The sequence below is a fragment of the Streptomyces sp. NPDC006687 genome (assembly GCF_040636215.1).
Lineage (GTDB): Bacteria > Actinomycetota > Actinomycetes > Streptomycetales > Streptomycetaceae > Streptomyces.
The window spans coordinates 271,247-296,462 of the sequence record NZ_JBEYJJ010000006.1 but is presented as its reverse complement, the minus strand read 5'-3'; the positions used below and the strand labels follow the sequence as shown (position 1 = coordinate 296,462).

Sequence of the window (25,216 nt, the reverse complement as noted above, 5' to 3'; positions counted from 1 at the left end):
GCGCGCGCGGCGGGGCCCCCCCGCCGGGGGCCCCGCCCTCCCCCCGCGCCACTACCGGGGGGGGGGCTACAGGTCGCCCGGCGGGGCTGGAATTCGCGGAGCGGATTCCAGCCCCGCCGGCGCTTGAGGCGCGGGCGCGGTAGCGCCGTGTATAGAGCCGCGCCGGCGATTGAGGCGGAAACGGAGCGAGGGCGGCGGCGGGTTACGCCACCGGCAGGCCCGGGGCCGGGAAGGCGGTCAGGAGGTCGGAGACCTCCGCGCGGATCACCGACAGGGCGGCCTCGTCGGACTTGGCGGCCGCGTCCACCGCGCGGGCGATCCAGTCGGCGACCACCGGCATGTGCGAGGCCGACAGCCCCCGCGAGGTCAGCGACGGCGTCCCGATCCGGATCCCCGAGGGATCGAACGGCCGGCGCGAGTCGAACGGCACCGTGTTGTAGTTGACGACGATCCCCGCCCGGTCCAGCGCCTTCGCCGCCACCTTCCCCGGCACCCCCCGCGAGGTGAGGTCCATCAGGATCAGGTGGTTGTCCGTGCCGCCCGAGACCAGGTCGAAGCCCCGCTCCAGCAGCGCCGCCGCCAGCGCCTTCGCGTTGGCCACCACCGCGTGCGCGTAGGCGGTGAAGGACGGCTGGGCCGCCTCGTGGAGGGCCACCGCGATGCCCGCCGTCGTCTGGTTGTGCGGGCCGCCCTGGAGGCCGGGGAAGACCGCCTTGTCGATGGCCTTCGCGTGCTCCTCCTTGCACATCAGCATCGCCCCGCGCGGCCCGCGCAGGGTCTTGTGGGTGGTCGTGGACACCACGTCCGCGTACGGCACCGGCGACGGATGCGCGCCGCCCGCGATGAGGCCGGCGATGTGGGCCACGTCCGCGACCAGCACCGCCCCCGCCTCCGCCGCGATCGAGGCGAACGCCTCGAAGTCGATCGTGCGCGGCAGCGCCGTGCCGCCGCAGAACAGGATCTTCGGCCGCTCCGCCAGCGCCAGGTCCCGCACCGCGTCGTAGTCGATCAGGCCGTCCTCGGCGCGCACCCCGTACTGGACCCCCCGGAACCAGGACCCCGTGGCCGAGACGCCCCAGCCGTGCGTGAGGTGCCCGCCCATCGGCAGGGCCATGCCCATCACCGTGTCGCCCGGCTCGGCGAAGGCCAGGTAGACGGCCAGGTTGGCCGGGGAGCCGGAGTACGGCTGGACGTTGGCGTGCTCCACCCCGAACAGGCCCTTGGCCCGCTCGACGGCCAGCGCCTCGACGCGGTCGATGTTCTGCTGGCCCTCGTAGTAGCGGCGGCCCGGGTAGCCCTCGCTGTACTTGTTCTGCAGGACCGTGCCCGAGGCTTCGAGGACGGCCTGGGAGACGTAGTTCTCGCTCGGGATCAGCCGCAGCGTCCGCGCCTGGAGGGTCTCCTCGGCGGAGACGAGCGAGGCGAGTTCGGGATCGGTGGCGAGCAGGGCGGGCTGGCGGTGCGCGGTCATCGCGGCTCCTCCGGGGTCGATGTCTGGTGTCGTCCCCGCGAGGCCCAGGCGAGCGGCCCTGTGTGCGGTCCTGCGCGCACGACTCCCCCGGAGTTCGTTCCCCGTGCGCCAGTCGCCGTGCGTACCGAACACCTTAGCGGGCGCCGCGCCCGGGAGGTTTCCGCGTCCACGATCCGAGCGACGATAGAAAGGACGCCACCCACGTCACCCTCGCGCATACCCTCGCGACACCAGCAGCAGACGGACGATCGGAGACCCCGTGTCGAGAACAGCTGATGCCATCCGCTCCGCCGACGAGCACAGCGCGCACAACTACCATCCCCTCCCGGTCGTCGTCGCCTCGGCGGAGGGCGCGTGGATGACCGACGTGGAGGGACGGCGCTACCTCGACATGCTCGCCGGGTACTCGGCGCTCAACTTCGGCCACGGCAACCGCCGTCTGATCGACGCGGCCAAGGCCCAGCTGGAGCGGGTCACCCTCACCTCCCGCGCCTTCCACCACGACCGTTTCGCCGAGTTCTGCACCGAACTGGCCGCGCTGTGCGGCAAGGAGATGGTGCTGCCCATGAACACGGGCGCGGAGGCGGTGGAGACGGCGGTGAAGACGGCCCGCAAATGGGGTTACGAGGTCAAGGGCGTCCCGGACGGCCAGGCCAAGATCGTCGTCGCGGCGAACAACTTCCACGGCCGGACGACGACCATCGTCTCCTTCTCCACCGACCACGAGGCCCGCGACCACTACGGCCCCTACACCCCCGGCTTCGAGATCGTCCCGTACGGGGACCTCACCGCCCTGGCCGCCGCCGTCACCGCCAACACCGTCGCCGTGCTGCTGGAGCCGATCCAGGGCGAGGCGGGCGTGCTGGTCCCGCCGCCCGGATACCTCGCGGGCGTACGGGAGCTGACGCGCGAGCGGAACGTGCTGTTCATGGTGGACGAGATCCAGTCGGGCCTCGGCCGCACCGGCAGGACCTTCGCGTGCGAGCACGAGGACGTCGCACCGGACGTGTACGTGCTGGGCAAGGCGCTCGGCGGCGGTGTCGTGCCGGTGTCCGCCGTGGTCGCGGACCGGGACGTGCTCGGGGTGTTCCGGCCCGGCGAGCACGGCTCCACCTTCGGCGGGAACCCGCTGGCCTGCGCCGTCGCCCTGGAGGTCATCGCGATGCTCCGCACCGGCGAGTACCAGCAGCGGGCCGCCGAACTCGGCGACCACCTGCACCGCGAGCTGAACCTGCTGACCGGCACCGGCGCGGTGAGCGCCGTACGCGGGCGCGGTCTGTGGGCGGGCGTGGACATCGACCCGGCGCGCGGCACGGGCCGGCAGGTCTCCGAGAGGCTGATGGAGCGCGGGGTCCTGGTGAAGGACACCCACGGGTCCACGATCCGGATCGCGCCGCCGCTGGTCATCGGCAAGGAGGACCTCGACTGGGGTCTGGAGCAGCTGCGCGCGGTCCTCACCGGCTGACGGTCCCGAGGGGGTGCCCCGGTCGGGGGCACCCCCGGGCACCTTCCTAGAGGATGACGTGCGGCAGGAAGCGGGCGTACTCGTCCGTGACCGGGCCGGCCGATTCGCGGATGCCGAGCCCGGCCGCCTCCTCCTCGACCACCCAGGCGCCGAGCACCACGCGGTTGCCGTCGAAGTCGGGCAGCGGCGACAGTGCCTGGAAGACGTACGTCTCCCCCTCGGCCGGTACGAACGGCTCGCCGCCCACCTCGTGGAGGGTGACGCCCGCGCCCTCGCGGCCCAGCAGGGGCTTGGCGGCGAAACCGCAGGTGGCGGCGAGTTCGCGGGGGCCGTCGAGGTAGGCGGGCAGCAGGTTCGGGTGCTCGGGGAAGAGCTCCCAGAGGATCGCCAGCAGGGCCTTGTTGGCCAGCAGCATCTTCCACAGCGGTTCGATCCAGGCGGTGGTGCCGGATCCGCCGCCGTGGTCGTAGGTGGCCAGGACCTGCGGGCCGAACTCGTCCTCGACGAGCCACTCCCAGGGGTAGAGCTTGAAGCAGCCGCGGATGAAGCGGAGCCTGTCGTCCACGAACCGGCCCGAGAGGCTGTCCCAGCCGATGGTCTCCACGGAGAGCGCGTGCGTCTCCAGCCCGGCCTGTTCGGCTGTCTCCTGGAGGTAGGCGACCGTCATCAGGTCCTCGCCTAGCTCGTCGGTCTCGGAGTGCGCGAAGTGCACCGGGCCGGGCGGCAGGAGTTCGGCCTGCCGGCGCCAGGCGTCGACCAGCCGCTCGTGCAGGGAGTTCCACTGGTCGGCGCCGGGGAAGCGTTCCTCCATCCAGAACCACTGCGGGCTCGCCGCCTCCACCAGGGAGGTGGGGGTGTCGGCGTTGTACTCCAGCAGCTTGGCGGGGCTGCCGGAGCCGTCGTAGCGGAGGTCGAAACGCCCGTAGAGGGATGGCTGTTCGGCGCGCCGCCGCCAGGACTCGGTGATGAGCGCGGCGAGCTTCGCGTCGGTGATGCCGAGGTCGGCGAAGCGGTTCCGCTCCACGATGTGGGCGGCCGCGGCCAGGCACATCGCGTGCAGCTCCTCCACCACGTTCTCCAGGGCCTCGATCTCGGGGAGGGAGAAGGAGTAGTACGCGCTCTCGTCCCAGTAGGGGCGCAGGGAGTCGTCGGGGTAGCGGGTCAGGGGGTAGATCAGGCCCTGCTCCTCGACGGTCTTCTGCCAGTCGGGGCGGGGTTCGATGGTGTGGCGCCGCATGGTGTGTCCTGGTCCGGCCGGCTCAGCCGCCGGAGGAGCCGGAGTGGCTGCCGCCGATGCCGCCGCGGGTGACGGCCGACTTGTCGAAGCTGCCGCCCGTCACCTTGCCGTTGCTGACGGTACCGCCGTAGTAGTACGAGCCGCGCCCGCCGGACTTGCAGTCCTTCGAGTTGAGGTGTTCGAGGGTGGAACGGGACGCGCAGCGCTTGTCGGGCTCGTCGCTGCTGCCGCAGGCCACGAGGGTGGCCGCGAGCAGGCCCATGCCGCCGAGGGCGACCGCGCCGGAACGCATCCGTCGTCTGGTGGTGTCGCTGGAGTCCATCGCGACAGAGTAGAGCGGGCGTGTCGGGGGAGGGAATCCGGCCACCGTCACGCCCTGGTCACAGTGGGGGCCCTAGAGTCGGTTTCGTGTTGATCGGAATGGTTTGCGCGCTCGGCGCGGCGGTGTGTTTCGGTACGGCCTCGGTCCTCCAGGCGATGGCCGCGCGGGCGGCGTCCCAGCCGGCGGCGGGGGTCTCGGGGGTGGATACCGCGCTGTTCCTGCGGGCGGTGCGGCAGTGGCGGTACATGGCGGGGCTGGGGCTGGACGGGGTCGGCTTCGTGCTCCAGATCATCGCCCTGCGGCACATCCCGATCTACGCGGTGGGGGCCGCGCTGGCGGCGAGCCTCGCGGTGACGGCCGTGGTCGCGTCCCGGCTGCTGCGGACACGGCTGTCACGGCTGGAGTGGGGCGCGGTGGCGGTGGTGTGTGCGGGGCTGCTGATGCTGGGGCTGGCCTCGGGTGAGGAGGGGCACGGCACCGGGAGCCTGCTGCTGAAGCTGGGCCTGCTGGGGGTGGCGGCGCTGGTGCTGGTGGTGGGGGCCGTCGCGGGGAGGCTGCCGGACGGTTCCCGGGCGCTGGTGCTGGGCCTGGCCGCCGGAACGGGCTTCGGGGTGGTGGAGGTGGCCGTACGGCTCATCGACACCGTCTCACTGCGGGAGTTGCTCAACCCGGCGCTGTACGCGCTGCTGCTGGGCGGGGCGGCGGGGTTCCTGCTGCTCACCTCCGCGTTGCAGCGCGGCTCGGTCACGGCGGCGACGGCCGGCCTGGTCCTGGGCGAGACGGTCGGCCCGGCCCTGGTAGGCGTGGTCTGCCTCGGCGACCGCCCCCGCGAGGGCCTGGCCTGGCTGGCCGTGACGGGCTTCGCGGTGGCGGTGGCCGGAGCGCTTGCGCTGTCGCGCTTCGGGGAGCCTAAGGAGTCCTGACGGCGTCGAGGAACGCGGCGAAGGCATCCGCCCCGAAGGTCAGCACCGGCCCGCCGTCCCCGGCCTTGGAGTCCCGGACGGGGACGGTGCCGGGGAGGTTGGTGGCGAGCTCGACGCAGTTGCCGCCGTTGTCGCTGTGCGAGGACTTGAACCAGCGTGGGGTCGTCGTCATGGGGCCTTGATACCCGCGACGAACGCCGCGAACGCCTCCGCCCGGAAGTTCAGCACCGGGCCGCCGGGGGTCTTGGAGTCCCGGACGGGGACGAGGTCCGGCAGGTTCGTGGCGACTTCCACGCACTGACCGCCGTTGTCGCTGTACGAGGACGTGAACCAGCGGGGGGATTCGGTCGAGGTCGTCACGGGGTGCCCTTTCGCAACGTGCTGATCATGGCCACAGAAGCCGCCTGGGACAGCGCCTCTGCCTGGAGCTGATGATAGGCCGTCAACAGCGGTAATACCGCTGCGCTTTCCCGCTCCAGATATCCCCGTTGAGCAGATTCGGCGTACGACATCAGCGCGCGGTCGGGCTGGGTGAGTACGGTCACCGGCAGGTTGAACGGCCGCCGCTCACCCATGTCGAACGGTGCCACCTGGAGCACGGTGTTCGGCAGCTCCGCGAACTCGATCAGATGCGCCAGCTGAGCGTCCATGACGACCGGACCGCCGATGGGCCTCCGCAGACAGCTCTCATCGAGCACCACGAAGACCAGGGGCGGCAAACGCCGCACGAGCGACGCCTGGCGGTCGGCGACTACCGCGACCCGTTCGGCGGCCTGGTCCGGTGTGATCGCGCCGCGCCTGACGGCCGATTCGGCGAGCACCGTCGCGTATTCCGGCGTCTGCAACAAGCCCGGGACGACGCCCACCTCGTACAGCCGAATCTCCGCAGCCCGCCCCTCATACGCGAGGAACTCCGGAAAGCCCTCCAGCAGGCTTCCTTGCCGCATCTCCCGCCACTCTCGCTCGAACACGTCTCCGGTACCAAGCGCCCTGTCCGCACTACGCGCGAACGGCAAGGTCGGCACTTTGCGACCAGTTTCCACACCCGAGATGTGGGTGCTCGAGTACCCCATCCGCTCACCCAGCTCCTCCTGCCGCCAGCCGCGCGTCGCTCGCAAGCTGCGCAAGCGGGCACCGAAGGCGGCCTGCGGCGAACTCTCGGGGTTCAGTTCCTTGATGTTCACAGGGCTCCCACCAACTTCCTGTCCTCCCCTGGCACGTTGAATGCTTCCCTGCGAACGGCCACGCTGAACCTGCCCAGTAGTTGCACGACTACGCAGAGGAGCGACGGCATGTCCGATGTCGGAAACGAATGGCGCCAGCGGTTCAGCAGCACACGGCGAGGCGCACGCCTCGCCCGGCATCTGGCGGTGCTGGAACTGTGCCGGTGGGACTTCCCGCTCGGCGGGGACACCTCGGACCGGGTGGCCCAGGTGGTGGCGGAGCTGGCGGCCAACGCCGTGACCCACGGCGCCGTGCCGGGGCGGGACTTCGAGCTCGGGCTCAGGCGGCTGGACGGGGTCCTGCGCGTGGAGGTGTCCGACGCGTACGCCGGGAAGCAGCCCGACCCGCGCCCCGCCGGGGACGGCCACGGCTACGGGCTGCGGATCGTCGAGGCGCTCGCCGACGCCTGGGGCGTCACCGGGCGGGTGGTCGGGAAGACCGTCTGGGCCGAGGTCGTCCAGCGGCGGCGGGCCGTTACGGGAGTACAGCCGTGAGGGCGGCCAGGGTCGGGGTCCAGGCGCTGTCTGCCGGGGTGCCGTAGCCGACCACCAGCGCGTCCCGCACCGGCATCTCCGTCTCCGGGTGACGGAACCGGCCCAGGCCCTCCAGCGCCAGGCTCTGCCAGGCCGCCGCCTGGATGATCGAGCGCTCCGCGTCCGGCGGAAGGTCCAGCACCGCGTGCAGGCCCGCCGCGATCCCGGACACCGGTACCCGGCCGCCGAGGGCGGCCAGCAGCTCGTCGCGCCGCCGCCGGTAGCGCAGCCGCATCGCCCGTACGTGCCGGTCGTACGCACCGGAGGTGAGGAACTCCGCCAGGGTCAGCTGTTCCAGCGCGCTCGACGTCCACTCCGCCGGGCCCTTCGCCGCCAGCACCTCCTCCATCAGGTCCGGCGGGACGACCATCCACCCGATCCGCAGCCCCGGGGCGAGGGACTTGCTCGCCGTGCCCAGGTAGACCACCCGGTCGGGGTCCAGTCCCTGGAGGGCGCCGACGGGCTGGCGGTCGTAGCGGAACTCCCCGTCGTAGTCGTCCTCCAGGACCAGTCCGCCCGTGGTCCGCGCCCAGTCCACCGCCGCCGCCCGCCGTTCGGGGGTGAGTGCGGCGCCGGTCGGGAACTGGTGTGCCGGGGTCAGCAGCACCGCGCCCACCCGGGGGCCGAGCCGTGGCAGGTCGGGGGTGCGGGCGCCGGAGTCGTCCACCCAGAGGGGGCGGGTCCGCAGCCCGGCGCCGGTGAAGAGGTCGCGGTGCAGGTCGAGGCTGTAGCCCTCGACCGCCATCTCGCGGACCCGGCGCCCCCGCAGCACCGCCGCGAGCAGCCGTGCCGCGTGGACGAAGCCGGCGCACAGCACGATCCGGTCCGGGTCGGCGTACACCCCGCGCGCCCGCGCCAGGTACCCGGCGAGCGCCTCGCGGAGCTCGATCCGGCCGCGTGCGTCGCCGTAGCCGAACGCCTCGTTCGGGGCGTCGGTCAGGGCCCGACGGGCCGCCGCCAGCCAGGCGGTGCGCGGGAAGGCGCCCACGTCCGGGGAGCCGGGCACCAGGCTGTACGCGGGCCCGCGCCGCGCGGGGCGGCGCACCGGGGCCGGCGGGTGGGCGGCGCGGCGCGGGGTGGCCCGTTCGGCCACCCGGGTGCCGGAGCCCTGGCGGGCCGTCAGCCAGCCCTCGGCGACGAGCTCGGCGTACGCCTCGGCGACCGTGTTGCGGGCGATGCCGAGGTCGGCGGCGAAGGTACGGGCGGACGGCAGCCGGGTCCCGGGCGCCAGCCGGCCGCTGCGCGCCGCGTCCCGGAGCGACTCCGTCAGCGCGGCGCGCAGGCCGCGCTCGCCCGCCGTGACCGAGGAGAGGTCCAGGTGCAGGTCGGCTCCGTAAGTGGCCCACGTTTCCGTCATGGATATGGACCATAACGGCGGGCCGCCCCGTCCGTACGGTGGACCCATGAGCAACGACACGAAGACCACGGACCTGGCCGCCGAGCACACCCCCCGCATGGAGCTGTCCAAGCTCGCCCCGGAGGCGTACAAGGCCGCCATCGCGCTGGAGATCGCCTCGAAGAAGGGCCTGGACCCGGCCCTCGTCGAACTGGTCAAGATCCGCGCCTCGCAGCTCAACCACTGCGCGTACTGCCTGGACATGCACACCAAGGACGCCCTCGCGGCGGGCGAGAGCGTCGAGCGGATCGTGCAGCTCAGCGCCTGGGAGGAGTCGGCGCACTTCTACACGGAGAAGGAGCTGGCGGCCATCGCGCTGACCGAGGCCGTCACCGTCCTGACGGACGGCTTCGTCCCGGACGAGGTGTACGCGAGGGCCGCCAAGCACTTCGAGGAGGCGGAGCTGGCACAGCTGATCACGACGATCGCCATGATCAACGTGTGGAACCGGTTCGCCGTCACCACCCGCATGTCCCCGGGGCACTACACCCCGGGGGCGTTCAAGCGCTGACCTCTCCTCATTCCGGCCGGAAGGATTCCAGGGCCGCCGTCAGGTTGGCCCTGGTCGTCACGGCGTCGGTGGACGGGCCGGCCGCGAGCAGGGCCCACCGGTCGCCGTCCGGGGTGGTGATGATCCGCTCCATGCCGCGGCGGCGGCCGTGGGATTCCGCGCTGTCGTACTCGTACACCAGCTCGCAGGCGGACCCGGCGACGGGTTCCACGGACAGCTGCTGGTAGGCGGGGGTCCCGCGGCTCAGCCCCTCGGAGGCCGTCCGCAGCAGCTCGCAGGAGCTGGTGGAGGCGGGTTCCGAGATGCGGAAGACCTGGAGGAGGGCGCTGCGGTCGCCGCCGGGCGGACGGTAGAAGGCGCCGCTGCCCTGCTCGTCGTAGCTGGGCCCCCATCCGGTGGGGACGGCCACGGAGAAGCCGGCCTGGTTGTTGCGGGCCACCGTGTAGCCGGGGCTCGGGGAGTTGCCGGGGCTGCCGGACGCACTCGTGGAGGGTGCGGTCGGCTGCGGTGCGGTCGGCTGCGGGGGCGTGGAGGCCGTCGCCGAGTGGGCCGGCGGCCGGGCGTCGGTGGCGGGCGCGGCGTCCTTGCCTCCGAGCAGCATCCACGCCGCGACGGAGGCTCCGCCGATGACCGCCGCGGCCACCCCGACCAGCAGCGGGGTACGCCACTGCCCCGCCCGGCCGCCGGGCTCCTGCGGAGGCGGGGGCGGCGACTGCGGGGCCCAGGCGTGCGGGGGCGGGAGCGGCGGCAGCCCGGCCTCCGGGGCGGGCGGCGGCCCCCATCCGGGGCCGCCCGGCCGCTCGTACCACGCGAGCCCGCCCGCCTGCCCGGGCTCCTCGCCCCGGCCGCCGTCCTCGGAGCCCGCCCGCTGCGCGGGTGGCACGACGCGGGTGACCTCCTCCGAGCCCGCCACCCGCCCGGGCCATGCGGCCCGGGCGGCCTCCTCCTCCGGGCCAGTCGGCTGCTCCGGCCGTGCCGGCTCCGGAGGGGTCGCCGGGCGAGCGGGGTGCGTGGGCGGGGCGAAGTACTCCGGCTGGGCCGGGGGCTGCGGCGGGGCGTAGTACTCGGGCTCTCCCGGGGACTCCGGCCGGGCCGGGGGCTGCGGCGGGGCGTAGTACTCGGGCTCTCCCGGGGACTCGGGCCGTGCCGGGGGCTGCTGCGGAGCCGGGTGGTCCGGTTCGCCCGGGCGGGACGGGTCGGGGGCCGGTTCCCAGCGTTGGGTGTGGGGGTTCCACCACGTGTCGTCGGACGGGGGCACTGTTCAGGCTCCCAGGGAGGTGAGCAGGCCGGCCAGGGCCGTGGCCGCACTGACGGTCTCCACCAGCGGAGCCCACCGTTCCAGCGCCGTGCGCAGCCGGGCCGGCAGCCCGGGCCGGATCTCCCCGGCCTCCTCCAGCTGCCCGGCCGCCTCGTCCAGCTCCGCGTCGAGGTCCCTGCGCTCCGTACTGCGCGGCAACCGCACGAGCTCGGCGCGCAGTTCCCGTACGGCCTCCAGCAGCTCCGCCGCGCCGGGCGCCCCGGCCCCGGCGGCGCCGTGGTGCACGGTGTTGGTGTTGGTGTTGTTGCTGCCGCCGATGCTGAAGGCGCTGTTGCTGACGTCCCCGATCCGCACCGGCTGGTCCTCGCCGCTACTTGCCACCGCTGCTCCCCTTGCCGCTCGTACCGCCGCCGCCGGCGGTGTTGTGGTGTCCGGTGCCGCCGACGCTGAACGCGCTGTTGTTCACCGACTGGATGAACGTGGCCCCCTCGGCCACGTGCACCGCGCGCTGCGCGAACTCCTCGGTGTGCCAGCCCGCTTCGTGCAGGGCGACGGTAACCCCGTTGACGACCCGGTCCTGAATCGTTTTCAGGTACCGGTCGAGGTCCATGAGGTGGAACAGCGACCCGTCGTCGTCGGCCCCGGCCTCCCGGACCGACAGCCGCGGGCCTTCCGGGAGGACCGCGTCGTGGCGTCCGGTGACGATCCGCCACCAGGTGCCGAGCGCCCGCAGCAGGGCGGCCGCCGCGTTCCAGAAGGAGCCGGGGACGGCACCGAGGCCCTCGACCGCCTTGCCGTACCAGGCTTTGCCCAGGTAGCGCCGGGCGTCCGCGTCGGCGCTCTGGAAGAGGGCCCGTACGGGCAGCAGCACGTGCGGGGCCACCTCCAGCATCAGCATCCCGCCCTGGGTGTGGACCCGTACGAAGACCGTGACGACGAGGTTCTCGTCCCAGCCGCCGACCCTGACGCGCAGGAAGTACCGGCGCTGCTCCCCGCCCTCTTCGATCGCGCCGACGCGGTGCGCCGCGAACTGGTCCCGGGCCAGCCGGGCCTTGTCCCGGTGTGGAAGACCGGTGACCGGGAGGAACACGCACTCGTCGACGACCAGCTCGCGCAGCCGGTCCCGTACGTCCGCCTGCGCGCGCGCCGAGCCGTGCGCCGACGGCACGCGCAGGGCCTGGAGCAGGGGCACGATGCGCTGGACGATGTCGGCGTTGGTGACGGGCCGCGGCGTGCGGTCCCCGAGGTCCTCGCGGGGGCGCAGTTCGACGGACAGCTGCCAGGCCCGGTACCCCTCTCCCGCCCCGGTGAAGGGGCCGTTGGCGTTGTACATGACCAGCGGCGCGTGCTGCTCGCCACGGATGCGGTCCTGGACCCGGGCGAAGCGGGCGTTCTGGGTGGCGGGGTCGGCCGACGGGTCGGCGTAGGTGCGCGGGTCGAGCTCACGGGAGACGATGCGGGAGACGTACACGCGCCGCAGGACCAGCAGGGCGACGATGCCCGCGAACGCGAGGAGCGTCAGCCAGAGGAACAGGGGCGTGGAGCTCTCGGAGCCGCTGGGGCCGCCGAGTCCGCCGGCGCGGCCGAAGGAGTCGAGCCCGCCCGCACCGCCGAAGGAGCCGGCGCCGTCCGAGCCGCCGAAGTCTCCGAGGCCGGACGGCCCGCCGCTGCCGCGTGTCCGGAACAGGCCCTCGAACACGGAGGGGAAGACCTCGCCGGCCCCGCCCGCGTCCGTCGCGAGCGCCCAGAGCACGAAGAGGCCGAAGGCGAGCTCCAGCCAGCCGAGGACCCAGGGCACTACGGACAGGAAGCGCACCCACGGGTCGGGCCGGCCGCGCAGCCACTTGGCGAAGCTCAGCAGCAGGAAGGGGACGAGCAGCAGCGTCAGGGCCCCGCTGCTGAGCAGCGCGCCCACCAGCCAGGCGCCGATGATCCCGGCGGACCAGGCGAGCTCGACGCGCCGGGCGCGGAGCGCGTGGGCGAGGACGCGGGCGGCGTCGAAGCCGTACGAGGGGGCGGCGATCCGCTCCTCGTGGACGTACAGCTCGTCGATCACCCGGTCGCGGTACGTGCCGTCGAGGTAGGTTCCCGCGCACAGCAGGCGGCCGGCCTCGCTGAGGGAGGGATGGACCGGTGGGCGGCCGCTCGGCGGATCCGCGGGGGCTCCGCCGGGCTGAGGGGAAATCAGGTGGTCGGTCACCGGCCGACCTTATTTATCCCCTACATAAACCGACAGGCTGATTCACGCCAAAACGCCCCGGCCAGGTTTGGCCGGGGCGCAAGGGCGTTCGCGTCGATCAGACGATCGGATCTGACGCGCGGATCAGCAGATCAGCGGGTCGGACCAGCGATCAGATGAGGCCGAGCTGGCGGACCGCGTCGCGCTCCTCGACGAGCTCCTGCACGGACGCGTCGATGCGCGTACGGGAGAACTCGTTGATGTCCAGGCCCTGGACGATCTCGTACTTGCCGTCCTTGCAGGTGACGGGGAAGGAGGAGATCAGGCCCTCCGGGACGCCGTAGGAGCCGTCCGAGGGGATGCCCATGGAGGTCCAGTCGCCGGCGGCGGTGCCGTTGACCCAGGTGTGGACGTGGTCGATGGCGGCGTTGGCGGCGGAGGCGGCCGAGGACGCGCCACGGGCCTCGATGATCGCGGCGCCGCGCTTGGCGACGGTCGGGATGAACTCGTCGGCGAGCCACGCCTCGTTGTTGACGACCTCGGCGGCGTTCTTGCCGGCGATCTCCGCGTGGAAGATGTCCGGGTACTGGGTCGCCGAGTGGTTGCCCCAGATGGTGAGGCGCTTGATGTCGGTGACGTCGGCACCGGCGCGCTGCGCGAGCTGCGAGATGGCGCGGTTGTGGTCCAGGCGGGTCATCGCGGTGAAGCGCTCGGCCGGTACGTCCGGGGCGGCGGCCTGCGCGATGAGCGCGTTGGTGTTGGCCGGGTTGCCCACGACCAGGACCTTGATGTCGTCCGCGGCGTGCGCGTTGATCGCGGCGCCCTGCGGCTTGAAGATGCCGCCGTTGGCGGAGAGCAGGTCACCGCGCTCCATGCCCTTGGTGCGCGGGCGGGCGCCCACGAGGAGGGCGACGTTGGCGCCGTCGAAGCCCTGGTTCGGGTCGTCGAAGATGTCGATGCCCTTGAGCAGCGGGAAGGCGCAGTCGTCGAGCTCCATGGCGGTGCCCTCGGCGGCCTTCATGCCCTGCGGGATCTCCAGGAGGCGGAGCTTGACCGGCACGTCCGCGCCGAGCAGGTGGCCGGAGGCGATGCGGAAGAGCAGCGCGTAGCCGATCTGGCCGGCAGCGCCGGTCACGGTGACATTCACGGGAGTGCGGGTCATGGCCTTCTCCGTTAGACAGCTGGCGGTGGGGCGTCCCCGCCCCATGTGCTGGGTCCCAAGTACTGGGGAGGACGCCGCTTCCCGGTCCTGCGAATCTTGACGTGAAGAGACATCCGCCGGTCAGGCTATCCGACCCGGAGGGCCGCCAATCCCCCGGTGGCTGTGGTGCACGGCACACGGGCCACCGGTTCGCCCGTTCCGGGGCCTCCCCGGGCACCGGCCGGGCCCTTCACGGGCCCGGCGCGGCGCGGCCGGCCGCGTCAGCGGACGGTGAAGCGGACGGCGGTCTCCAGGAACGGCACGCGCAGCCAGGGATGCGGCTCCATCACCAGCGCCAGCAGGGTGATCGCCACGCCCAGCACCCCGTACGTGACCATGTCCGTGAACCGGGAGCGCACCGCGAGCATCCCCACCGAGGGCAGGGCCCGGCGCAGCACCGCGGCCGCGATCATGGCGATGCCGATGACGAGGCAGCCGACGCGCGGGTGTCCCGTCGCCGTGGAGAGCAGTCCGGCGGCGGTGGCGGCGAGGACGCTGAGCATCGGCCACTGGCGGGCGGGCGTGGACACGGCTCCGGGGATGGCCCGCCCGGCCCCCTCGGGCCGGGCGGTGTCCTGGGTGACGGCGGGAAACCGCCGCGACCGGGCGACCGTCCGGCCGGCGCCGGGGGCTTCGGGGGTGCCGGGGCCGGGGGCGGGGGTCGTCGCGGGCGTCTCGGCGGGGGTCGCGCTGTCGCCCGTACCGCCGCCGGTCCCGTTCACTCCCTCGGCCCCGCCGGTCCCGTTCACACCCTCGGCCCCGCCGGTCCCGGCCGTGTCGTGCTCAGCTCGCACGGGCCGACGTCCGCTCCGCCGCCTCGACCACGTTCACCAGCAGCTGCGCCCGGGTCATCGGCCCGACCCCGCCCGGGTTCGGGGAGATCCAGCCCGCCACCTCGGCCACGCCCGGGTGGACGTCACCGACGATCTTGCCGCTCTCGTCGCGGCTGACGCCGACGTCGAGGACGGCCGCGCCCGGCTTCACGTCCTCCGGCTTCACCAGGTGCGGGACGCCCGCCGCGGCGACGATGATGTCCGCCTGGCGCAGCAGCCCGGCGAGGTCACGCGTACCGGTGTGGCACAGGGTCACCGTCGCGTTCTCGGACTTGCGGGTCAGCAGCAGCCCGATGGAGCGGCCCACGGTGATGCCCCGCCCGACGACGACCACGTGCGCGCCGTTGATCTCGACGTCATGGTGGCGCAGCAGTTCGACGATCCCGTACGGGGTGCACGGCAGCGGGCCCTGCACGCCCAGCACCAGTCGGCCGAGCGAGGTCGGGTGCAGGCCGTCGGCGTCCTTGGCCGGATCCATCAGCTCCAGGACGCGGTTGGTGTCGATGCCCTTGGGGAGCGGCAGTTGGACGATGTAGCCGGTGCACTCGGGATCTTCGTTGAGCTCGCGCACGACCGCCTCGATCTCCTCCTGGGAGGCGGTGTCGGGCAGTTCGCGGCGGATGGAGGTGATGCCGACCTCCGCGCAGTCCTTGTGCTTGCCGTTGACGTACCAGCGGCTGCCCGGGTCGTCGCCGACGAGCAGGGTGCCGAGGCCGGGGGTGATGCCCCGCTCCTTCAGCGCCGCCACGCGGGCGGTCAGTTCGGATTTGATCGCGGCCGCGGTGGCCTTGCCATCGAGAATCTGGGCGCTCATGAGGGCATCCTTCCGGATGGGGCGGCCCGGCTTCCAGTCGGGCGGAGGCCGGAACCCGTTCTTGATTGCACTTGCACAACAAGTCTGGCCCGGCTCTGCAACCAACTGGACAAGCCCGGTGCGGGCCCACCACGATGACGGGCAGCAAGACGATCGCATGAGTGCCGCGGGCAGTGCCGGGGGGCGTACCGCAGAAGCAAGTGTCCTCCAGCGTGCCGTGCGTCCCCGCACTTCACGGAGGAAACACCCAGATGAGCTTCGGCGACCCCAACAACCCCTACGGGCAGCAGCAGCCGCCGCAGGGCCAGCCCGGTTACGGCTACCCGCAGCAGGCCCCGCAGGGCGTCCCGCCGCAGGCCGGCTACGGCTACCCCCAGCAGGGCCAGCCGCCGTACGGCGTCCCGCCGCAGGCTCCCGGCACCCTGCAGGCCAACAACGGCTACATCAACGTCGCCGGCCTCGGCACGGTCCAGGTCGCCACGATGGGCCGCCGCTTCGGCGCCCGCGTGATCGACGGTCTGATCATCGGTGTCCTGTACTTCATCCTGAGCACCGTCGTGTTCGCGGGCGCCTTCGGTGCGGCCAGCGACATCAAGGACTGCACGGGCATCGACCCGCTGTCCCCCGAGCACAGCGCCTGCCTCAGCGAGGCGTCGACCCAGGCCGGCCAGGCTGCTGGCGGCATCTTCGCGGCCTTCTTCGGCGGTCTGCTCATCCTCGGTCTCGCCACCCTTCTCTACGAATGGCTGATGATCGCGTTCGTAGGCGCCACCGTCGGCAAGATGGCCCTCGGCCTGAAGGTCGTCAAGGAGAACACGGGGCAGGTCCCCGGCATCGGCGGCGGCTTCATCCGCTGGATCATCCCGATGGTCGGCTCCGTCCTCTGCGGCATCGGCCAGCTCCTGGTCTTCCTCTCCCCCTTCTTCGACAACTCGGGCAAGCTCCAGGGCTGGCACGACCGTGCCGCGGGCACGATCGTCGTCAAGAAGTAAGTACCAGGCAGCAAAAACCGCTCACGGCGAAGGCCGCGTCCCGCAGTGCGGGGCGCGGCCTTCGTCGTACTGCCGGCTCGGGATCAGTGGAAGAAGTGGCGCGTACCGGTGAAGTACATGGTCACGCCCGCCTTCTTCGCCGCCTCGACGACCTGCTCGTCACGGACCGACCCGCCCGGCTGGACGACGGCCTTGACGCCGGCGGCGGTGAGGATCTCCAGCCCGTCCGGGAAGGGGAAGAAGGCGTCCGAGGCCGCGTACGAGCCCCGCGCGCGCTCGGCGCCCGCCCGCTCGACCGCCAGCTTCGCGGAGTCGACGCGGTTGACCTGGCCCATGCCGACGCCCACCGAGGCACCGTCCTTGGCCAGCAGGATCGCGTTGGACTTGACGGCCCGGCAGGCCCGCCACGCGAAGGCGAGCTCGGCGAGCTCCTCGGCCGACAGGGCGTCACCGGTGGCCAGGGTCCAGTTGGCCGGGTCGTCGCCCTCGGCCTGGAGCCGGTCGGTGACCTGGAGCAGCGCGCCGCCGTCGATCGGCTTGACCTCGACGGCGTTGGACGGGGCGCCCTCGGCCCGCAGCACGCGGATGTTCTTCTTGCGGGCGAGCACCTCGACGGCGCCGTCCTCGTACGCCGGGGCCACGATGACCTCGGTGAAGATCTCGGCGACCTGCTCGGCCAGCTCCACCGTCACCGGGCGGTTGACGGCGATGACGCCGCCGAACGCGGAGAGCGGGTCGCAGGCGTGCGCCTTGCGGTGCGCCTCGGCGACGTCGGCACCGGTCGCGATGCCGCACGGGTTGGCGTGCTTGATGATCGCGACGCAGGGGTCGGCGTGGTCGTACGCGGCCCGGCGCGCGGCGTCGGTGTCCGTGTAGTTGTTGTACGACATCTCCTTGCCGTGGAGCTGCTCCGCCTCGGCCAGGCCGCCGGTGCCGTCGACGTAGAGCGCGGCGCCCTGGTGCGGGTTCTCGCCGTAGCGCAGCACGTTCTTCCGCCCGTACGTGGCGCCCAGGAAGTCGGGGAAGCCGGAGTCGTCCGCGGCGGCGTAGTCGTCGGCGAACCAGGACGCCACGGCCACGTCGTACGCGGCGGTGTGCTGGAACGCCTCGGCCGCGAGCCGCTTGCGGGCCGCGAGGTCGAAGCCGCCGCCCTGGGCGGCCGCGAGGACGTCGGCGTAGCGGGCGGGGCTGGTGACGACCGCGACCGAGGGGTGGTTCTTGGCGGCGGCGCGGACCATCGAGGGGCCGCCGATGTCGATCTGCTCGACGCACTCGTCGGGGCTCGCGCCGGAGGCGACGGTCTCGCGGAAGGGGTAGAGGTTGACGATCACCAGGTCGAAGGGCTCGACGCCCAGCTCGGCGAGCTGGTTGCGGTGGTCCTCCAGGCGCAGGTCGGCGAGGATGCCGGCGTGCACGCGGGGATGGAGGGTCTTGACCCGGCCGTCGAGGCACTCGGGGAAGCCGGTCAGCTCCTCGACCTTGGTGACGGGCACACCGGCCGCGGCGATCTTCGACGCGGTGGAGCCGGTCGAGACGAGCGCGACACCCGCCGCGTGCAGGCCGCGGGCCAGGTCTTCCAGTCCCGTCTTGTCGTAGACACTGACGAGCGCACGCCGGATGGGCCGCTGAGTCGTCGTCGTTTCGTTGGCGGTCACTGGATTGTTACCTTTCGTCCCTCAATGCGGTAGCCGTGCCGGGCCAGGCGCCCCACGACGTCGACGAGCAGCTTGCGCTCGACTTCCTTGATGCGCTCATGGAGCGCGGCTTCGTCCTCCCCGTCCGCGATCTCGACGACACCCTGGGCGATGATCGGACCGGTGTCCACGCCGCTGTCCACGAAGTGGACCGTGCAGCCGGTGACCTTCGCCCCGTACGCCAGGGCGTCGCGCACCCCGTGCGCGCCGGGGAACGCCGGGAGGAGGGCGGGGTGGGTGTTGATGAACCGGCCGCCGAAGCGGTCGATGAAGTGCTTGCCGACGATCTTCATGAACCCTGCGGAGACGACGAGGTCCGGCGCGTACGCGTCGGTGGCCTCGGTGAGGGCGGCGTCCCACTCCTCACGGCTCCCGTATGCCTTGACCGGGCAGACGAAGGTCGGGATGCCGGCCTTCTCGGCGCGTTCCAGACCGGCGATGTTCTCGCGGTCGGCCCCGACGGCGACGACCTCGGCACCGAAGCCCCCGGCTCCGCCGGGGTGGGCGTCGATGGCGTCGAGCAGGGCCTGGAGGTTGGTGCCGGAGCCGGAAACCAGCACGACCAGGCGGGAGGCGGCGGCCATGGGAGGCCCTTTCTCACAGGATTTGCGACGTCGGTCTTGTGTGGTCATACGAAACTTCGGGGTACCGATATACGGGGAACCATACGAAGCCACCGACCGCCTGCAACGATACCGGCACACGGGACCGCCCCCGGGGGACGGGGGCACGGGCGGGCGGTAGCGTCTGGCGTACAAGCCGTACAACCCGGCGCACACCGGGTCCACGACCTCCACGACCAGTCCATGACACAGGGGAAGTAAGCCACTCGATGCCGGACCGCCGTCAGCCCGACCCCTCCACCGACGACAACCCCTTCGCGGCGCCCCCGGAGGGCCGGCCCGACCAGCCGTGGCAGCCCCGGCAGCCGCAGCTCCCGCGCGAGGGCGACGGCGGCGGCCCCTCGCACCCCTCCGGCCAGGACGGCCAGGGCTCCGGCCCCGGCCCGGAGCCGGGCGGGCCGGCGCGCTGGGACCCGATGGACCCGCTCCAGCGGCGCGCCCGCTACGCGATGCTCGGGGGCATGTGGGGGTTCTTCTTCTGCATCTTCGGGATCCCGTCGGCGGGGCTGCTGCTCGGGGCGCTGGCGATGTACTGGGGGATCAGCGCGCTGCGCGGCCGCCCGGAGGTCCCGGCCGACCCCGTGAAGGGCACCCCGGCCCGCCCGGGCGGCCTCTCCGCCCTGGGACCGGCGGCCCGGCCGCAGCGCGCGGCGGCGGTCAGCGGACTGGTCTCGGCGACGCTCGCCCTGCTGCTGGCGGGCACCTCGTACGGGCTGCAGCTGGCGTACAAGGACTTCTACGTCTGCCGCGAGGACGCCCTGACGCAGAGCGCGGAACTCCAGTGCAACACGCTCCTCCCGGACAACATGCTGGGCGACATCCTCAAGGTCCAGCGCTGACGTCCCGCTGAGGCGTGCGCGGGCCGGGGGCGCCCGGGCTGCCGGTGCGTCAGCCCTGTGGCCGCCGTCGCGTCAGGACCCGCGCTCCGCTGACCGTCGGCACCAACGGCCCGGCGACGGCCTCGTCCTGAGCCGCCGGGACACGCTCGTGGATCCCGTTCCCGTCCTCGGGAGACTCCGCGCCGGCCGGGCCCTGGGGGGGACCGGCCGCGGTGGGCGGCGTCGCCTCGGGCACCGGCGGGGCCGGGGAGGTACCGGCCGCGGTGGCCGGCGTCGGCTCGGGCACCGGCGGGGCCGGGGGATCCGGTTCTGCCGGGGTCTGGCTCGCGGCGTCGCCGTCCGCCTCGGCCGGAGCGTGCGGCGGGGGCGGCGGGAGGGGTGGGGCGGAGGGGGTGGTCAGGGGGAGGGCTGCCGCCCTCAGGGTGGCCCACCTGCGCTCCTGGGCGGCCGGGTCGTGCCAGGTGTCCCCGGCCTCGGGGGTGCGGTTGCGCAGCCCGTGGACGCCCACCGCGACCGGTACCGCCAGCGCCGCCACCCACCCCGCCGCGGCCGCGCCCGTCTGCCACCACACCGGTCCGAACGCCGCCAGCGCCCGCGTCCCCAGCGGCCCCGCCGACGCCGCCGCCAGCCCGGCCATCGCCAGCCCGCACACCACCGCCCCCAGCGCCGCCGTCAGCGCGGTCTCCCCGTACGAGACCTCCCGCGCCCGCCGCACCGCGAACCACCCCGTCACCAGCCCCGCCGCCACCGGCACCCCGGCCGCCGCCCACGTCAGCGGGGTCCCCGGCCCCTCCGGCGGCAGCGCCGCCAGCAGCGGGAACCGGGGCAGCGCCGCCGCCCCCGAGAACCCCAGCGGTGTCGCCGTCGCCCCCGTCCCCACCGCGAACCCGGGCCCCAGCCCGTAGGCCGCGCCCCACACCACCGCGTTCGGAACCAGCGTCACGGCCAGCAGCAGCACCGCGAACCGCCCCGACCACACCCCGGTCAGGGTCAGGAACGAGGACTGCGCCTCCCCCGCGTGCCACACCAACGACGCCCCGACCAGCACCGTCCCGCCGCCCAGCAGGACGAGTAGCCCCGCCGCCCCGGAGCGCAGCGCCAGCCCGTACCGCGGCCGGCCCACCGCCCTGCGTACGGCCGCCGGCACCCACCCCGGCAGCGGCGCCGTCTGACGCCCCTTCACCGCCCACACCCCTCCGCCGGCGGCGAACACCGCCACGAGCGGCAGGTGCCAGGCGGCGCTGACCGGGTCCGCCGGCAGCGGCCCGCCGGCCGCGTAGACGGTGGCGAGCGCGCCCACGGCCAGGTAGCCGCAGAGCACGGCGGAGAACACCGCGCTCGCCGGCAGCACCTCCTCGGCCTCCGCTTCCGGCCCCGCCACGACCCCGGAGGCGCTGCCCAGCCGGGCCGCCCGCCGCATCAGCAGCACCGGCAGCGCCACCAGCAGCAGCGGGGTCACCCCGACGGGTGCGGGCACCCCGGACAGGGTGTCGTAGCGGACGAGTTCGGTCCCGTGGGCCAGCAGCCACAGCCCGGCGGCCAGGTGCAGCGCCCCGCCGGGGCCGCTGTCCGGGTAGGGGGAGCTGATCCACAGCACGATCACGAGCACGGCGAGGAAGCCGAGCCCCAGTCCGGCGGCCACGGCGCCGCCCAGCACGCAGGCGGCCGCCGCCGGTGAACGGCGTGGCGCCCGGGCCTGCGGGGCGGCCGGCAACGGAGCTCCGCGTTCGATCACTTGGGTCACACGGCCATGGTGCCAACGACACGCGCTATGGGTGGGTAACAGGCGATTGTCCGTTGTGTCGCCCAATATACGTTTATGTACTTTATCGCCCAGTGCTGTGCTGCCAGGTCGCGGGGAGTGTGACATGACACCAGACGTCGATACGGGCTCGGGCTCCGGCTCGGAGCGGGGCCTGCCGCCCCCGAAGGAGCGCCGTCGGCTGCGCGAATCGGGCGAACTGACGCACGGACAGGTCGGGAAGATGCTGGGGGTCACCGCCGGCACCGTCCGCGCGTGGGAGACGGGCCGTACGGAACCGGGTGCGCGCGCTCGCCGGGCGTACGCGGAGTTCCTGGACCGCCTCGCGCGCGCGGGCGGGCACGGCCCCGGCCCGAACACCCGCCCGGGCCGCACCACGAAACGCACTCCGAAGCCCCCTCCCGCCCCGGTCCCGGTCCCCGCCCGTGCCGACACCCCGTCGAGCGCCTCTCCCCGCCCCGCCGCCCCGCGGCCGCTGCCCGCCTGGCTGGGCGGTACGGCGACCCGGCCGGGCGGTACGGCGACCCCGGCCACCCGTCCGGAGCCCCGGCCCCCGGCCCGGCCCGCCGTGGACGCCCCCGCGCCGGAGCCCCGCCGCCCGGCCCCCGCCACGGCGGAACCCGGGCCGCTCCACGCCGCCCCACCGCCTCCGGCGGAGCCCGCGCCGCCCGCCGCCGGTGACGCCATGGCGCCCACCGACGGTGACACCGAGACGCCCGCCGCCGGTGACACCGAGGCGCCCACCACCGGTGACGCCGTGCCGCCTGCCTCCGTGGCGCCCGCCGCGCCGGTGCGGCCCGCCGACCCCGCTCCCGCTCCCGCTCCCCCGGCCGCCGCCCGCGCCGGGCGGATCCCCGCTCCCCGGCCCGGACGGCCCGATGAGGCGTTCGACTCGCTCTACGCCTACTCCGCCCCCGCCCTCGTACGGCAGGTCTACCTCCTGACGGGGCGTCGCGCCCTCGCGCAGGAGGCCGTGGAGCGGGCGTTCCGGCAGGCGTGGGCGCAGTGGCCCGAAGTGGCCACCGACCCCGACCCCGTCGGCTGGATCCGCGCGGCCGCGTACGAGTACGCGCTCTCCCCCTGGCGGCGGCTGCGCCGGGCCCACCGCACCCTGGGCCGGCCCGACAAGGCCCCCGCCGACCCCAACGACCGCATCCTGCTCGGAGCCCTGCTCTCCCTGCCGCCCGCGCACCGCCGGACCGTGCTCCTCTACGACGGCGTCGGCCTCGACCTGCCCGACACCGCCGCCGAGACCGAGGCCAGCACCCCCACCACCGGCCACCGCCTGCTCCGCGCCCACGCCGAGCTCGCCGTCCGGCTCCCCGGACTGGCCGGCGTACCCCCGCAGCAGCAGTCGGCCGTGCTGCGCGAGTGGCTCGGCGCGGTGCGGCCCGCCGTGCCGCTGGAGCCGCCCCCGGCGGCCACCGTCCGCACCCTCGGCGAGGTGCGCACCCGCCGCTGGGCGCGGGCGGCGCTCATGCTGACCGCGGTGATCGCCATCTCCACCGGGTACACCACCGTGACCGCACCCGACCACTACGAGCCGCCCATCGCCCCCGGTGTCAGCGTCTCCGGGGTTCCGCCGCTCAGCGGCCCGCCCCGGCTGACGGAGACGAGCCGGGCCCTCCAGGACAGCCTCCGCGAGCACCCGGCCGCCGGCCCCCACCGGATCCACCCGACGCCGGAATGAAAAGGGGCGTGGCCCGCACCCCGAGGGGTGCGGGCCACGCCCGTACATCCGTACCGCTGACGCCTACTTGGCGCCTTCGAGGATCTCGCGCGCCAGCTTGGCCGTCTCGGTCGGCGTCTTGCCGACCTTGACGCCGGCGGCCTCGAGGGCCTCCTTCTTGGCCTGTGCGGTGCCAGAAGAGCCGGAGACGATGGCGCCGGCGTGGCCCATGGTCTTGCCCTCGGGGGCGGTGAAGCCCGCGACGTAGCCGACGACCGGCTTGGTGACGTTCTTCGCGATGAAGTCCGCCGCACGCTCCTCGGCGTCGCCGCCGATCTCGCCGATCATGACGATGAGCTCGGTCTCCGGGTCCGCCTCGAACGCCTCCAGGGCGTCGATGTGCGTGGTGCCGATGACCGGGTCGCCACCGATGCCGACGGCGGAGGTGAAGCCGATGTCGCGCAGCTCGTACATCATCTGGTAGGTCAGCGTGCCGGACTTGGACACGAGACCGATCTTGCCGGGCTTGGTGATGTCACCCGGGATGATGCCGGCGTTGGACTGGCCGGGGGTGATCAGACCCGGGCAGTTCGGGCCGATGATGCGGGTCTTGTTGCCCTTGGCGGTCGCGTACGCCCAGAAGGCGGCGGAGTCGTGCACCGCGATGCCCTCGGTGATGACGACGGCCAGCGGGATCTCGGCGTCGATGGCCTCGACGACGGCGGCCTTGGCGAAGGCCGGCGGGACGAAGAGGACGGAGACGTTGGCGCCCGTCTTCTCCATCGCCTCGGCGACGGAACCGAAGACCGGGACCTCGGTGCCGTCGAAGTCGACGGTCGTGCCGGCCTTGCGGGGGTTCACGCCGCCGACGATGTTGGTGCCGTCAGCCAGCATCAGCTTGGTGTGCTTCATGCCCGTGGCACCGGTCATGCCCTGGACGATGACCTTGCTGTCCTTGTTGAGGAAGATAGCCATGTGAGTCTTTGACCTCTGCCCTTACTTCGCAGCCGCGAGCTCGGCGGCCTTGTCGGCCGCACCGTCCATGGTGTCCACGCGCTGCACCAGCGGGTGGTTGGCGTCCGAGAGAATCTTGCGACCCAGCTCGGCGTTGTTGCCGTCGAGGCGCACGACCAGCGGCTTGGTGACCGCCTCGCCCCGGTCCGCGAGCAGCTGCAGCGCCTGGACGATGCCGTTGGCGACCTCGTCACACGCGGTGATGCCACCGAAGACGTTGACGAACACGGACTTGACGTCCGGGTCGCCGAGGATGATCTCGAGGCCGTTGGCCATGACGGCGGCGGAGGCGCCACCGCCGATGTCGAGGAAGTTGGCGGGCTTGACGCCGCCGTGGTTCTCACCGGCGTACGCGACGACGTCGAGGGTGCTCATGACGAGACCCGCGCCGTTGCCGATGATGCCGACCTCGCCGTCGAGCTTGACGTAGTTGAGGCCCTTCGCCTTGGCGGCGGCTTCCAGCGGGTTCGCGGCCGCGTGGTCCACGAACTCCTCGTGGCCCGGCTGGCGGAACTCGGCGTTCTCGTCCAGGGACACCTTGCCGTCGAGGGCGATGACCTCGCCGGAGGCGACCTTCGCGAGCGGGTTGACCTCGACGAGGAGCGCGTCCTCGGCGATGAAGGTCGCCCACAGGGTCACGAGGACCTCGGCGACCTTCTCGGCGACCTCGGCCGGGAACTTCGCCAGCGCGACGATCTCGCGGGCCTTCTCGATCGTGACGCCCTCGTTGGCGTTGACCGGGACCTTCGCGAGCTTCTCCGGGGTCTCCTCGGCGACCTGCTCGATGTCCATGCCGCCGGCGACCGAGGCCATGGCCAGGAAGGTGCGGTTGGTGCGGTCCAGGAGGTAGGAGACGTAGTACTCCTCGACGATCTCGGGAGCGGTCTCCGCGATCATCACCTTGTGGACCGTGTGGCCCTTGATGTCCATGCCCAGGATGTCCGTCGCGCGGGCGACGGCCTCGTCCGGGGTGGAGGCGAGCTTGACGCCGCCGGCCTTGCCGCGGCCGCCGACCTTCACCTGGGCCTTGACGACCGACTTGCCGCCCAGCTTCTCGGTGGCCTCGCGAGCCGCCTCAGGCGTGTCGATCACTTCACCGGCCAGCACCGGTACACCGTGCTTGGCGAAGAGGTCCCTCGCCTGGTACTCGAACAGGTCCACGCGCGTCCGTCCCTTGTCTTCAAAGATTCGCAGTGATTCGCGGTTTGTCTGCTATCTGCGTGGGCGTGCCGCGGAGGGCAACGTGACGGCGCTGT

Annotated in this window: 25 protein-coding genes; 7 read left to right on the top strand and 18 right to left on the bottom strand. The window is 73.2% G+C overall.

What is annotated here, in order from left to right; all coding sequences use genetic code 11:
• Positions 1–202 precede the first annotated feature (202 nt).
• Positions 203–1,471 carry a serine hydroxymethyltransferase gene (gene glyA, locus ABZ716_RS10795; protein WP_358812854.1) on the bottom strand — a complete coding sequence of 423 codons (1,269 nt, stop codon included), beginning with the start codon at positions 1,469–1,471 and terminating at the stop codon, positions 203–205.
• Positions 1,472–1,730: 259 nt separating this feature from the next.
• On the opposite strand from glyA, the gene rocD reads away from it, so the two are divergent.
• Entirely contained in the window at positions 1,731–2,936 is a 1,206-nt protein-coding gene (gene rocD / locus ABZ716_RS10790; RefSeq protein ID WP_358958115.1) for an ornithine--oxo-acid transaminase, read from the top strand.
• A gap of 46 nt (positions 2,937–2,982) precedes the next feature.
• On the opposite strand, the gene ABZ716_RS10785 is transcribed toward rocD, so the two are convergent.
• Complete coding sequence (locus tag ABZ716_RS10785) at positions 2,983–4,173, bottom strand: glutathionylspermidine synthase family protein (protein WP_358812853.1); 1,191 nt, start codon at positions 4,171–4,173, stop codon at positions 2,983–2,985.
• A 22-nt stretch (positions 4,174–4,195) separates the two neighbouring features.
• Positions 4,196–4,495, bottom strand: coding sequence for a hypothetical protein (locus ABZ716_RS10780; RefSeq protein ID WP_351878064.1), 300 nt, complete (start codon positions 4,493–4,495; stop codon positions 4,196–4,198).
• A gap of 98 nt (positions 4,496–4,593) precedes the next feature.
• Between ABZ716_RS10780 and ABZ716_RS10775 the strand changes: the two genes are divergently transcribed.
• On the top strand, positions 4,594–5,418 hold the full coding sequence (locus tag ABZ716_RS10775; RefSeq protein WP_358958134.1) for a hypothetical protein: 825 nt from the start codon (positions 4,594–4,596) through the stop codon (positions 5,416–5,418).
• On the opposite strand, the gene ABZ716_RS10770 is transcribed toward ABZ716_RS10775, so the two are convergent.
• Genes ABZ716_RS10770 through ABZ716_RS10760 form a run of 3 tightly spaced genes read right to left on the bottom strand, consistent with a single transcriptional unit; the run spans position 5,405 to position 6,602 of the window.
• Entirely contained in the window at positions 5,405–5,590 is a 186-nt protein-coding gene (locus ABZ716_RS10770) for a DUF397 domain-containing protein (protein WP_358958113.1), read from the bottom strand. The two genes, ABZ716_RS10775 and ABZ716_RS10770, sit on opposite strands and share 14 nt — an antisense overlap.
• The gene (locus tag ABZ716_RS10765; protein ID WP_358958110.1) at positions 5,587–5,778 is read right to left on the bottom strand and encodes a DUF397 domain-containing protein; all 192 of its coding nucleotides are present in this window, start codon (positions 5,776–5,778) and stop codon (positions 5,587–5,589) included. The genes ABZ716_RS10770 and ABZ716_RS10765 overlap by 4 nt, the downstream gene beginning before the upstream one ends.
• Positions 5,775–6,602, bottom strand: a complete 828-nt coding sequence (locus ABZ716_RS10760) for a helix-turn-helix transcriptional regulator (protein WP_358958107.1) — start codon at positions 6,600–6,602, stop codon at positions 5,775–5,777. The genes ABZ716_RS10765 and ABZ716_RS10760 overlap by 4 nt, the downstream gene beginning before the upstream one ends.
• 108 nt (positions 6,603–6,710) lie before the next feature.
• On the opposite strand from ABZ716_RS10760, the gene ABZ716_RS10755 reads away from it, so the two are divergent.
• The gene (locus tag ABZ716_RS10755) at positions 6,711–7,136 is read left to right on the top strand and encodes an ATP-binding protein (RefSeq protein ID WP_358812849.1); all 426 of its coding nucleotides are present in this window, start codon (positions 6,711–6,713) and stop codon (positions 7,134–7,136) included.
• Here ABZ716_RS10755 and ABZ716_RS10750 read toward each other — a convergent pair.
• Positions 7,117–8,532: a PLP-dependent aminotransferase family protein gene (locus ABZ716_RS10750; protein ID WP_358958105.1), complete on the bottom strand. Its 1,416-nt coding sequence runs from the start codon at positions 8,530–8,532 to the stop codon at positions 7,117–7,119. The genes ABZ716_RS10755 and ABZ716_RS10750 overlap by 20 nt on opposite strands.
• 46 nt (positions 8,533–8,578) lie before the next feature.
• On the opposite strand from ABZ716_RS10750, the gene ABZ716_RS10745 reads away from it, so the two are divergent.
• Positions 8,579–9,082 (top strand): carboxymuconolactone decarboxylase family protein, encoded by a 504-nt coding sequence (locus tag ABZ716_RS10745; RefSeq protein ID WP_351878080.1) that lies wholly within the window; start codon positions 8,579–8,581, stop codon positions 9,080–9,082.
• A 7-nt stretch (positions 9,083–9,089) separates the two neighbouring features.
• On the opposite strand, the gene ABZ716_RS10740 is transcribed toward ABZ716_RS10745, so the two are convergent.
• From ABZ716_RS10740 to ABZ716_RS10715, 6 genes are all read right to left on the bottom strand, one after another.
• Positions 9,090–10,340, bottom strand: coding sequence for a hypothetical protein (locus ABZ716_RS10740; RefSeq protein ID WP_358958102.1), 1,251 nt, complete (start codon positions 10,338–10,340; stop codon positions 9,090–9,092).
• A gap of 3 nt (positions 10,341–10,343) precedes the next feature.
• Entirely contained in the window at positions 10,344–10,721 is a 378-nt protein-coding gene (locus ABZ716_RS10735) for a hypothetical protein (RefSeq protein ID WP_358812846.1), read from the bottom strand.
• Positions 10,711–12,540, bottom strand: a complete 1,830-nt coding sequence (locus ABZ716_RS10730; RefSeq protein WP_358958100.1) for a hypothetical protein — start codon at positions 12,538–12,540, stop codon at positions 10,711–10,713. Before ABZ716_RS10730 ends, ABZ716_RS10735 begins: the two co-directional genes overlap by 11 nt.
• 151 nt (positions 12,541–12,691) lie before the next feature.
• Positions 12,692–13,681 carry a malate dehydrogenase gene (locus ABZ716_RS10725; protein WP_358958097.1) on the bottom strand — a complete coding sequence of 330 codons (990 nt, stop codon included), beginning with the start codon at positions 13,679–13,681 and terminating at the stop codon, positions 12,692–12,694.
• Positions 13,682–13,941: 260 nt separating this feature from the next.
• On the bottom strand, positions 13,942–14,514 hold the full coding sequence (locus ABZ716_RS10720) for a DUF3017 domain-containing protein (protein ID WP_358958094.1): 573 nt from the start codon (positions 14,512–14,514) through the stop codon (positions 13,942–13,944).
• Positions 14,504–15,367: a bifunctional methylenetetrahydrofolate dehydrogenase/methenyltetrahydrofolate cyclohydrolase gene (locus tag ABZ716_RS10715; RefSeq protein WP_351878098.1), complete on the bottom strand. Its 864-nt coding sequence runs from the start codon at positions 15,365–15,367 to the stop codon at positions 14,504–14,506. Before ABZ716_RS10715 ends, ABZ716_RS10720 begins: the two co-directional genes overlap by 11 nt.
• A gap of 251 nt (positions 15,368–15,618) precedes the next feature.
• Here ABZ716_RS10715 and ABZ716_RS10710 point away from each other — a divergent pair, with 251 nt between their 5' ends.
• Positions 15,619–16,359 (top strand): RDD family protein, encoded by a 741-nt coding sequence (locus ABZ716_RS10710; protein WP_351878101.1) that lies wholly within the window; start codon positions 15,619–15,621, stop codon positions 16,357–16,359.
• Positions 16,360–16,442: 83 nt separating this feature from the next.
• On the opposite strand, the gene purH is transcribed toward ABZ716_RS10710, so the two are convergent.
• Positions 16,443–18,014: a bifunctional phosphoribosylaminoimidazolecarboxamide formyltransferase/IMP cyclohydrolase gene (purH, locus tag ABZ716_RS10705; protein ID WP_358812840.1), complete on the bottom strand. Its 1,572-nt coding sequence runs from the start codon at positions 18,012–18,014 to the stop codon at positions 16,443–16,445.
• Positions 18,011–18,637, bottom strand: a complete 627-nt coding sequence (gene purN, locus ABZ716_RS10700; RefSeq protein WP_351878107.1) for a phosphoribosylglycinamide formyltransferase — start codon at positions 18,635–18,637, stop codon at positions 18,011–18,013. The genes purH and purN overlap by 4 nt, the downstream gene beginning before the upstream one ends.
• A 248-nt stretch (positions 18,638–18,885) precedes the next feature.
• Here purN and ABZ716_RS10695 point away from each other — a divergent pair, with 248 nt between their 5' ends.
• Positions 18,886–19,515: a hypothetical protein gene (locus tag ABZ716_RS10695; protein WP_358958091.1), complete on the top strand. Its 630-nt coding sequence runs from the start codon at positions 18,886–18,888 to the stop codon at positions 19,513–19,515.
• A gap of 49 nt (positions 19,516–19,564) precedes the next feature.
• On the opposite strand, the gene ABZ716_RS10690 is transcribed toward ABZ716_RS10695, so the two are convergent.
• On the bottom strand, positions 19,565–21,259 hold the full coding sequence (locus ABZ716_RS10690; RefSeq protein WP_358958089.1) for a DUF6350 family protein: 1,695 nt from the start codon (positions 21,257–21,259) through the stop codon (positions 19,565–19,567).
• A gap of 124 nt (positions 21,260–21,383) precedes the next feature.
• Here ABZ716_RS10690 and ABZ716_RS10685 point away from each other — a divergent pair, with 124 nt between their 5' ends.
• Complete coding sequence (locus ABZ716_RS10685; protein ID WP_358958087.1) at positions 21,384–22,967, top strand: helix-turn-helix domain-containing protein; 1,584 nt, start codon at positions 21,384–21,386, stop codon at positions 22,965–22,967.
• 63 nt (positions 22,968–23,030) lie between these two features.
• On the opposite strand, the gene sucD is transcribed toward ABZ716_RS10685, so the two are convergent.
• Together sucD and sucC are read right to left on the bottom strand one after the other, a co-directional pair.
• Positions 23,031–23,921: a succinate--CoA ligase subunit alpha gene (sucD, locus tag ABZ716_RS10680; protein WP_045952187.1), complete on the bottom strand. Its 891-nt coding sequence runs from the start codon at positions 23,919–23,921 to the stop codon at positions 23,031–23,033.
• 21 nt (positions 23,922–23,942) lie between these two features.
• Positions 23,943–25,121 (bottom strand): ADP-forming succinate--CoA ligase subunit beta, encoded by a 1,179-nt coding sequence (gene sucC, locus ABZ716_RS10675; RefSeq protein WP_358812836.1) that lies wholly within the window; start codon positions 25,119–25,121, stop codon positions 23,943–23,945.
• Positions 25,122–25,216 lie beyond the last annotated feature (95 nt).